At 33.2% G+C, this 10,898-nt stretch carries 9 protein-coding genes; 8 read left to right on the top strand and 1 reads right to left on the bottom strand.

The window, feature by feature from the left end:
- Window positions 1-213: 213 nt before the first annotated feature.
- Entirely contained in the window at window positions 214-1,533 is a 1,320-nt protein-coding gene (locus KQI85_RS14315) for a nucleotidyltransferase (protein WP_216576750.1), read from the bottom strand.
- Window positions 1,534-1,960: 427 nt separating this feature from the next.
- Between KQI85_RS14315 and pta the strand changes: the two genes are divergently transcribed.
- From pta to smc, 8 genes are all read left to right on the top strand, one after another.
- Window positions 1,961-2,953, top strand: coding sequence for a phosphate acetyltransferase (gene pta, locus KQI85_RS14310; protein ID WP_216576749.1), 993 nt, complete (start codon window positions 1,961-1,963; stop codon window positions 2,951-2,953).
- 63 nt (window positions 2,954-3,016) lie between these two features.
- Window positions 3,017-4,216 (top strand): acetate kinase, encoded by a 1,200-nt coding sequence (locus KQI85_RS14305; RefSeq protein WP_216576748.1) that lies wholly within the window; start codon window positions 3,017-3,019, stop codon window positions 4,214-4,216.
- Between the two features lie 174 nt (window positions 4,217-4,390).
- Entirely contained in the window at window positions 4,391-4,849 is a 459-nt protein-coding gene (locus KQI85_RS14300; protein WP_371820663.1) for a DUF177 domain-containing protein, read from the top strand.
- A 2-nt stretch (window positions 4,850-4,851) separates the two neighbouring features.
- On the top strand, window positions 4,852-5,031 hold the full coding sequence (gene rpmF, locus KQI85_RS14295; protein ID WP_216576746.1) for a 50S ribosomal protein L32: 180 nt from the start codon (window positions 4,852-4,854) through the stop codon (window positions 5,029-5,031).
- Window positions 5,032-5,265: 234 nt separating this feature from the next.
- Window positions 5,266-6,294 (top strand): phosphate acyltransferase PlsX, encoded by a 1,029-nt coding sequence (gene plsX, locus KQI85_RS14290; RefSeq protein WP_216576745.1) that lies wholly within the window; start codon window positions 5,266-5,268, stop codon window positions 6,292-6,294.
- A gap of 3 nt (window positions 6,295-6,297) precedes the next feature.
- Window positions 6,298-6,528: an acyl carrier protein gene (acpP, locus tag KQI85_RS14285; RefSeq protein ID WP_216576744.1), complete on the top strand. Its 231-nt coding sequence runs from the start codon at window positions 6,298-6,300 to the stop codon at window positions 6,526-6,528.
- 48 nt (window positions 6,529-6,576) lie between these two features.
- A complete protein-coding gene (gene rnc / locus KQI85_RS14280; RefSeq protein ID WP_216576743.1) occupies window positions 6,577-7,290 on the top strand; it encodes a ribonuclease III in 714 nt (237 codons plus the stop codon).
- Between the two features lie 7 nt (window positions 7,291-7,297).
- Window positions 7,298-10,864: a chromosome segregation protein SMC gene (smc, locus tag KQI85_RS14275; protein WP_216576742.1), complete on the top strand. Its 3,567-nt coding sequence runs from the start codon at window positions 7,298-7,300 to the stop codon at window positions 10,862-10,864.
- Window positions 10,865-10,898: the final 34 nt, after the last annotated feature.

Here is a 10,898-nt window from a genome sequence, read left to right as displayed (position 1 = left end):
GTCTTTAATTTCTAGAAGATTTGATATAAAATTAGTATTAGGCATAAGCATTCTCCTTTGTTGATTATTTTGTGGTGATTTAATTATAACTTATGGGATTGTTTATGCCTATCTTTTTTTATAAAAATGAAAGGTTCTAAACTCTACCCCCAAGTAAAGTTTAGAACCATTTTTTAGTGGATCTTTGTCAGGAGCAGGGGTAAAATTTTTTAGTTAAATAATAATAACACCACGTCTGTAGTCATCTGATATAACTTTTGCCGCAAGTTCAGGATTATTACTTGTGGAATATACAATCTGATTATATAAGCGCATTGCTTTAAGATCGTACTCAAATATTTTATATGCATCAGATGACAGATTCTTTTTAGCATCACTTTTTTTGGTTATTAATAGGACATCTGAGTTCTTTTTAATATCTTTTAATATCTTCTGACCGTTTTTATTGAAGCCAAGCACATTAATATATGGCGTGGAGCCGGAAAAAGATTCAAAATCATCTTTTGTATAATCTAAGAGAATATGAAATAACGCACGCTCGATTCTAGTATAAGTGTAATTTTTAGCATTTAACGACTTAATATAAGAATCAAGTGAAGATATTGAAAAACCAAGATGGTTATATATTCTATTAGCAAGATCATTAGTGACATCATAGTATTTTGCAATATCAACTCCGGCAGACTGCAGTGATAATAGCTTATAATATATAAGATCTTTAAAATGTTCAGATGTAACAGGAAAAGTAACTAAATAATACTCTTTAAAGAACTTTGCTACATCGGTCGGAACGCTTAATAATATATCTTCATTAATAAAATTAGAATTAATATTAGTTAAATTAATGCTATCAGAATTATCTGCGTTAAAAAAATGACGAATTGCAGATGCACTTGCAAAATCTCCAAGTTCAATGCTGTGAAATTCATTTCCTTTTCTTTTTAGCGGATAAGGTTTAATTGGAAGCTTATTTTTGATAATACATTTTAAGTATTCAATAGCTAATATATTATTTGGTTTATTGATAAAATTAAAGTCAATATCATTGTAAAGCGATGAATCACTGCATCTAAGTTCATTATTCGTATACTCTGCAAGTGCTTTTGCACGAGCTGATGGATAGGATAATCCCATAGAAGAATACTTCTTGATGCAACTGCTTAATTGAGCAGGCTCATTAGCAAGGAGCTTTGCCATAGACATGAGAAGCTCACTATTATCTGTTTCACATCCAAAGCAGAGCTTATCAACACCAAGCTGATATAGAGTATTAATAGCACCTGTTGCAAAATATTCAGCACTGGAATTAGCATAGATATAAGGCAATTCGATGATGAGATCTGCTCCGTTATTAAGTGCCATTTTTGCTCTTGAATATTTATCGATAAAAGCTGGTGCACCACGTTGTACAAAGTTGCCACTCATTACAACGACAGCACTGTCAGCACCGGTAAGTTCTTTCGCACGTTCTATATGATATTTGTGTCCATTGTGGAATGGATTATATTCGGTAATAAGACCAACCACAGACATGAATAACACCTCCAGGATAAATAATTAATTGTGAATATTGATTGATATAAATAATGACTATAAATAATGAACTGGTAAAAGTACAATATTCATATTTGAAATAAATCAAAATATTCATATTTAGAATAAATCAAAAAATTCTTTTATTAGTATAGTCTAACAAAGACAAAGACAATATACAACATCAAAACATTGTTAAAAAATTAATTAAATTTTTTTACCAAAATATTCTTGTATACAATAAACATTTGGTTTATAATATGTAAATATGGAGGTGCAGGTGTTAAAAGTCAAAAAAGCATTTCATATAGTGAAACATAGTTTTGATTTTTATGACATGCAAAACATTAGATAAGTTACTTGTATAGAAGAGTACTTATGAATTATAACAAAATGATAATTTATTTAAAGGAAGGAGTCAGTAATAATGGCATTTATTGACAAAATCAAAGAAAGAGCAAAAGCTGATAAAAAGACTATCGTTTTACCAGAGTCTATGGACAAGAGAACATTCGAGGCAGCAGAAAAAATATTAAAGGAAGGTATCGCTAATCTTATCATTATCGGTACACCAGAAGAGATTGCTGAAAATAGTAAAGGTTATGACATAACAGGTGCTACAATCGTAGATCCATTTAACGATCCAAATAAACAGAAATATATTGATAAATTTGTTGAGCTTAGAAGTAAAAAAGGTGTTACACCAGAGATGGCTAAAGAACAGATGGAAAAAGATTACATGTACTATGCATGTTTAATGTGCAAATGTGGAGATGCTGATGGTGCAGTTTCAGGTGCATGCCACTCAACAGGTAATACAATCCGTCCAGCACTTCAGTTATTAAAGACAAGACCAGGTATCGGAAGCGTATCAGGATTCTTCCTTATGGAAGTACCAGATTGTGAATTCGGTGATAATGGATTATTTGTATTTGCTGACTGTGCAGTTAATACAGATCTTGATTCAGAAAAACTTGCTGAGGTCGCAGGTCTTTCAGCTGAATCATTCAAATTATTAGTAGGAAGCGAACCAAAAGTTGCTATGCTTTCATACTCATCAAAGGGAAGTGCAAAACATGATGATGTAACAAAAGTTGCAGAAGCTACAAGAATTGCAAAAGAAAAATTCCCTGAACTTGCTTTAGACGGAGAATTACAGTTAGATGCTGCTTTAGTACCAAGTGTTGGTGAAGCAAAAGCTCCAGGCAGCAAAGTAGCAGGACATGCTAATACATTAGTATTCCCTAGCCTTGAAGCAGGTAATATCGGATACAAATTAGTACAGAGACTTGCAAAAGCAGGTGCTTATGGTCCAGTTCTTCAGGGACTTTCAATGCCAGTTAATGATCTTTCAAGAGGATGCTTTGCTGACGATATCGTAGGCGTTGTAGCTATCACAGCTGTACAGGCTCAGAACTAATAATAAACCAATAACAACCTGATAATCAGGTAGAATATAATATACATAAGGAGAGTTTATCTAATGAATATTTTAGTATTAAATTGCGGAAGTTCATCACTTAAATATCAGCTTATCAACATGGATGATGAAAGCGTAATTGCAAAAGGTCTTGTTGAGAGAATTGGTATTGAAGGTTCAAACTTAGTACATAAACCAACAGGAAAAGATAAATATGCAATCGAGACACCTATTAAAGATCACAATGTAGCTGTTAAGCTTGTTCTTGATGCACTTGTTGATAAAGAACATGGTGTAATCGAATCAACAGATGCAATCGCTGCTGTTGGTCATAGAGTACTTCATGCAGGTGAAGCATACAAAGAATCATGCCTTGTAACAGAAGATGTTAAGAAGGTAGTAAGAGAATGTTTTGACCTTGGACCACTTCATAACCCAGCTAACTTAATCGGTATCGAAGCAGCTGAAGCTGCTATGCCAGGTAAGCCAAACGTAGCAGTATGGGATACAGCTTTTGGTGGAACAATGGAACCTAAAGCATATCTTTATGCTATTCCTCGTGAATATTATGAAAAATACCACATCAGAAGATATGGTTTCCATGGAACAAGCCATATGTTTGTATCAGGTGAGACAATCAAATTTGCTAATCTTGATAAAGATACAGCAAAAGTTATTGTATGTCATCTTGGAAATGGTGCTTCAATCTCAGCTTCAATCGGTGGTAAATGTGTAGATACATCAATGGGTCTTACACCACTTGAAGGTCTTATAATGGGAACACGTTCAGGTGACCTTGATCCAGCGATTATTGAGTACCTTTGCAATCATGAGAATCTTTCAGTTTCAGAAGTACTTAATATACTTAATAAGAAGTCAGGTATCTACGGATTATCAAATGGACTTTCAAGTGACTTCAGAGATCTTAATGCAGCAATGAGCGAAGGCGATGAGATTGCAACACAGACTCTTGAAGCATATGCTTACAGAGTAGCAAAATATATTGGTTCATACGTAGCAGCAATGAATGGTGTAGATGCAATTACATTTACAGCAGGTGTTGGTGAAAATGCAGTATGGTTAAGACCAATGGTATGCAAATATTTAGGATATCTTGGAATTAAACTTGATGAAGCTGCAAGTGAAAAAGCAGTAGGTGTTCCAGGTATTATTTCAACACCTGATTCAAAAGTTAAATTATGTGTAATACCTACAAATGAGGAATTAGCTATTGCAAGAGATACATTAGCATTAGTAAAATAATTATACATAATATAGTAGAATTTTATGGTTGACAAAAATGGATGTCGCTAGTATAATGGTCTAGGTGTGAAATAGAACCGAATTTAAATAAGGATTGGTTCAGATATGTTAATTAATTTAACAGAAATTTTATCCCGAGAGGGCAAAACCCAACAATATGTTGTTGATATCGAGATGGATGCGTTCAAGTGTAAACTTGGCGAATATCCTATATCCAACAGAGACCATGTAGCGGTATCCATAACAAATATGGGACAGAAAAAACTCATGGTTGAAGCTGTTTCTAAGGTTACATTGGATATACCATGTGCAAGATGCCTTGAAACTGTAAAGAGTGATATAGAAATTGAGATATCTAAGGATATTGATATGAGTGAGTCAGGAGCAGAGAGTAGAGAAGAGTCAGGCGAGAAGAGCTATGTTGAGGGCTATAATCTTAATGTAGATGAGCTTGTTTATGACGAGATTTTACTAAATTTACCTATGAAAGTACTTTGCAAACCCAATTGCAAAGGTATTTGTAATAGATGCGGGATGAATCTCAATTATGGTGAATGTGGCTGTGATAGAGAGTCACTTGATCCGAGGATGTCAGTTATCCGTGATATTTTCAACAATTTTAAGGAGGTGTAACCATGTCTATTTGTCCAAAGAATAAATCTTCTAAAGCTAGAAGAGATAAGAGAAGAGCTAACTGGAAAATGAGCGCTCCAAACTTAGTAAAATGCAGCAAATGTGGAGAACTTATGATGCCACACAGAGTTTGTAAAGCTTGTGGTTCTTATAACAAAAAAGAAATCGTTGCTGTTGACTAATTATAATATATTATTTAATATGTTTTAGTCATACTAAAGTGTTGTTCATAACAGAAAACGTAGAAAAGGGGTACCATGTATAGATGGTATCCCTTAATTTTTTGCGTAATTATCAGTGTTTATCTCAATGTCTGATTGTCAAAAAAAGAGTGTCCATTTTGTGAAAAAAAACATATTGATTTATATTATAATATTTAGTATATTAAGTAATAGATAACGCAAGGAGGATTGAACATGCAGAATATGATGAGGGTGGCTGTCGATGCAATGGGTGGCGACAATGCTCCGGTAGAGATTGTCAAAGGTGCAATAGACGCCGTTAATAGACGTGCTGATATAAAAGTTATTCTTGTAGGAAAAGAAGATATTGTTGAAAAAGAACTTGTTAAGTATAATTACAATAAAGAACAAATAGAAGTTGTTAATGCAGACGAAGTGATTGAAACTGGTGAACCACCTGTTATGGCAATAAGACAGAAAAAACAGTCATCGATTGTTGTGGCTTTAAACCTTGTAAAATCAAAAGAAGCAGATGCTTTTGTTTCGGCTGGAAGTTCAGGAGCAGTTCTTGTAGGCGGACAGTTTATAGTAGGAAGAATAAAAGGTATAGAGAGACCACCATTAGCTTCTCTTATTCCATCAAAGGATGGAGTATCTCTATTAATAGACTGTGGTGCTAATGTTGATGCAAGACCATCACATCTTGTGCAATTTGCGAGAATGGGCTCTATATATATGGAACATGTAGTTGGAATAAAGAATCCAAGAGTTGCTATTGTTAATATTGGACTTGAAGAAGATAAAGGTAATATGCTTGTAAAAGAGACATATCCACTTTTATCTAATTGTACTGATATTAATTTTATAGGCAACATAGAGGCAAGAGAGATACCAAATGGTTATGCAGATGTTATAGTCTGTGATGCTTTTGTTGGTAATGTTATCCTTAAACTGTATGAAGGCATTGGTAGTACAATGATTAGTAAAATCAAAGGTGGACTTATGTCATCATTAAGAAGTAAAATTGGCGCAATGCTGATAAAACCTGCTTTAAAGAAAACACTTAAAACATTTGACGCAAGTGAATATGGTGGAGCACCACTTTTAGGACTCAATGGTCTTGTAGTAAAGACTCATGGAAATTCTAAAGCGAAAGAAGTGACAAATTCTATAATTCAATGTGTTACATTTAAAGAGCAGGATGTTAATTCAAAAATTAAGGAGAGCATTTTAAATAAACAAGAATCAGAAAGGATTGACTAAAAAATGGAATTTGAAAAATTACAAAAAATAATTGCTGAGGTACTTAATGTGGATCAAAACGATATTACAATGGATACTACATTTGTTGATGATCTCGGCGCAGATTCTCTTGATATTTTCCAGATTATTATGGGAATTGAAGAAGAATTTGATATTGAAATAGCAAATGATGCTGCAGAAAGTATAGTTACTGTAGGCGATGCAGTAGAGCAGATTAAGAACGCTTTAAATTAATTAAGAGATTATAAAAGGCTGTTTCATAATAGAGGCAGCCTAATTTTTATGGAGGAAAAGATTTTGACTAATAATAAGAGAATTGAAGAATTTGAAAAGATAATCGGGTATTCATTTAGAAATAAAAGTCTTATATCAGAAGCACTTACACATAGTTCATATGCTAATGAACATAGATTAAATTATATGAGCAATAATGAGCGACTTGAATTTCTTGGAGATGCAGTACTTGAAATATCAATAAGTGAATATCTATATAACAGATACCCTGACGAACCAGAAGGTTATCTAACGAAGATGAGAGCAAGTATAGTATGTGAGCCTACACTTGCATTATGTAGTAAAGACATAAGACTTGGTGAATTCCTTCTTCTTGGAAAAGGTGAAGAATTAACAGGTGGTAGAGAACGTAAATCTATAACATCAGATGCGTTTGAAGCAGTTATTGGAGCTATATATTTAGATGGTGGTTTTGCTAATGCAAAAGAGTTTATTGATAAGTTTATTCTCGCAGATATAAAAGATAAACAGCTCTTTTATGATAGCAAGACTATCCTACAAGAGATAGTACAGGCAAAAGGTGACAAGAATCTGGTCTACAAACTTGTTGGAGAGAATGGACCTGATCATAATAAGCAATTTGAAGTTAATGCCATGCTTGGAGATGAGATTGTAGGAAAAGGAATTGGAAGAACCAAGAAAGCTGCTGAACAGGAAGCAGCATATAATGCAATAATGACTATAAATAAAAAAGACAAGTAGGTGCGTTATGTATTTAAAAAGTATTGAGGTGCAAGGTTTTAAATCATTTGCAAACAAGATAGTTTTTGAGTTTCACAATGGAATAACAGGCATAGTTGGTCCGAATGGAAGTGGTAAGAGTAATGTAGCAGATGCAGTAAGATGGGTACTTGGTGAACAAAGTGCAAAGCAGCTTCGTGGAGCTAAGATGGAAGATGTAATATTCTCAGGTACAGAACTTAGAAAACCTGTAGGTTTTGCATATGTTGCAATTACTATAGATAATTCAGACAGGGCACTTGCAATAGATTATGATCAGGTAACAGTATCAAGACGTGTATATCGTTCAGGTGAGAGCGAATATCTTATCAATGGAACTGCATGTCGTTTGAAAGATGTCAATGAATTGTTCTATGATACAGGTATAGGTAAAGAAGGATATTCAATAATTGGACAGGGTCAGATTGATAAGATATTAAGTGGTAAACCTGAAGAGAGAAGAGAACTGTTTGATGAAGCAGCAGGAATTGTAAAATTTAAGAGAAGAAAAGCGATAGCTCAGAAAAAACTTGAAGATGAGAAACAGAATCTTGTACGAGTTAATGATATTCTTGCAGAACTTGAGAAACAGGTTGGTCCACTTGAAAAGCAGTCAGAAAAAGCCAGAACTTATCTAAGATACAAAGCTGAACTTAAAAAATATGATATTAATCTTTTTCTTAATGAACTTAAAAAGACTAAAGAACTGATTGCAGAAGTAGAAGAGAAAAAAGATATCTGTAGTAATGATCTTGATGAAACTAATAGAGTATATGAGAATACAAAAGTTGAGTATGAAAAGTTAGAAGAAGAGATTGAACAGATTAATGATGCTATAACTAATAATACAGAAGCTCAGAATGAGTATGCACTTAATAAAGGGAATCTTGAAGGCAGAATCAATCTTTTATTAGAACAGATAAAGACGGTGAAGCTCAATGATGAACATCTTAATGAGAGAAAATCTCAGTTAAGTGAGCAGATAGATAGCAAAGAAAAAGAGTTATTAGAATATCAGGAAGATTTGAAAGCAATAGAAAAAGAGATAAGTCTTTTGACCAATGATAATGAAGATGAAAAGCAGCTTGAAGAATTAACAGAGCATATAAAAGAGTTAAATAGTACGATTAATGAACTGAAATCTTTTATTATTGATAATCTCAATGAGAAATCTAATATAAAATCAAAAGTTCAGCATTATGAGACAATGCTTGATCAGATTAATATCAGAAAAGCACAGATTACGCAGAGACTTCTTAAAGCCAAGAGCGATGCAGATGCACATGATAGTACAATCGAGAGACTTGAACATGAGTGTGATGAAGCTAATGTAAGAGCTGAGAGTATTAATGCTACAATCAGTGAATTGCAAAGCGAAGAGAGTGCTAAAAAAGACGAGATTAAGAATATTGATTCTGATATGGAAAAAGCACAGCAGCAATATCATATTGACAAATCAAAACTTGAGTCGCTTAAGAATATAACAGAGCGATATGACGGATATGGTAATAGTATTAGAAAAGTTATGGAGCTTAGAGATACTAATAAAGGTATAATAGGTGTTGTAGCAGATATAATAAAAGTTGATTCAAAATATGAAGTAGCAATTGAAACAGCCCTTGGTGGAAGTATTCAAAATATTGTAACTGATAATGAGAATACAGCAAGAGATCTTATTACATTTTTAAAGACAAGTAAGTCAGGCCGTGCGACATTTCTTCCATTATCATCAATATCAGGTAAAGATAGTATCAGTAATGAAGCTATTCTTAGAGAAAAAGGAGTTATAGGAATTGCTTCGGATCTTGTGCATGTTGATAAGCAGTTTACTGGGCTTGTTAAATACTTGCTTGGAAGAAATCTGGTTGTTGATACAATTGATAATGCTATTCAGATTGCAAGAAAATATAAGTATTCAACAAGAATAGTTACACTTGAAGGTGAATTGCTTAATCCTGGTGGTTCAATGACAGGTGGTGCATTTAAGAATAACAGTAACCTCCTTGGAAGAAGAAGAGAGATAGAAGAACTTGATGATAAAGTAAAAGAATCAGAGCGAATAAGAACTGAATTTGCAGCTAAAAAAGAAGCGAAAAATATAGAACTTTTTGAAGTTAGGAAAGCTATAGAAGAGAATAATAAACTTTTACAGGATACATATCTTGTATTTAATACTGCTAAACTTAATCTTAGACAGGCAAAGGACAGAAAGAGCGAACTTGAAAAAGAATATAATGATACTGTAAAAGAGAGTAGTGATATTGAAGAACAGATTAAAGAGATTAAAGATGAAGCTGTAGAGATTAATGCTGCACTTAGAAAATATGATACAGCAGAAGCAGATGCCAGAACACGAATTGATATATTATCAAGAGAATATGAAAAGTGTAAAACAGAAGAAGAACTTAAAGCAAAAGAATGTGAGAGCAAAACACTTTCAATGGCATCATTTAATCAGAGAAAGAACTTTATCAATGAGAATATTATCAGAACTGAGAGAGAAAAAGAAAAGATAGTAAAGGAACTTGAAAGAATTACTGGAGATTTTGGCAAGTCAGCTAAAGAAGTCAGTGATAAAGAACAAGAACTTGATAATATACGAAAAGAGATTACAGCATTAGAACAAAAGATTAGTGAATGTGAAGAAAGTATATTTGAGCATAAACAAAAAAGAGAAGAAATGCAAAAAACACATAAGACTTTCTTTGAAAAGAGAGATAATATACAACAGAACATAACAAATCTTGAAAAAGAAAAGCTAAGGCTTGAAAGTCTATATGAGAAGTATCAGGAAGCTAACGAATCAAGAATTAACTATATGTGGAATGAATATGAGATTACATATAGTGCAGCACAGGAATTTAGAGATGAAGAGCTTACAGATATTAGTGAGATGAAAAAGCAGATATCACTTCTTAAAGCAGATATAAGAGAACTTGGAGATGTTAATGTTAATGCAATTGAAGACTACAAGGAGATATCAGAGAGATATATTTTTATGAAGACACAGCATGATGATCTGATTACAGCAGAAGAGACACTTGTAGGAATCATAGATGAACTTGACGCCGGAATGAGAACTCAATTTGCAGAAAAATTTGCAGAGATAAAAGACGAGTTTGATAAAGTATTCAAAGAACTCTTTGGCGGAGGAAAAGGTTCTATTGAGTTAGTAGAAGATGAAGATATTCTTGAAGCTGGTATAAGAATAATATCACAGCCACCAGGTAAAAAACTTCAGAATATGATGCAGTTGTCAGGTGGAGAAAAAGCACTTACAGCTATTGCACTTTTATTTGCAATACAGAATCTTAAGCCATCACCGTTTTGTCTTCTTGATGAGATAGAAGCTGCACTTGATGATTCTAATGTAGACAGATATGCAAGATATCTTCATAAGCTGACTAAGCATACGCAGTTCATTGTAATTACACACAGACGTGGAACGATGGCATCAGCAGACAGACTATATGGTATTACTATGCAGGAAAAAGGTATATCAACGCTTGTATCAGTTGATCTTATAGAGAATGAACTTGAAGATAAAAAAGAGTAGTTAATTATAAGATTATATGTTAGAGTATATGTAA

The sequence above is a fragment of the Falcatimonas sp. MSJ-15 genome (genome assembly GCF_018918265.1).
Classification (GTDB): Bacteria; Bacillota; Clostridia; order Lachnospirales; family Lachnospiraceae; genus Falcatimonas.
Note: the sequence above shows the minus strand (reverse complement) of the source record. Positions and strands in the feature narration are given on the sequence as shown.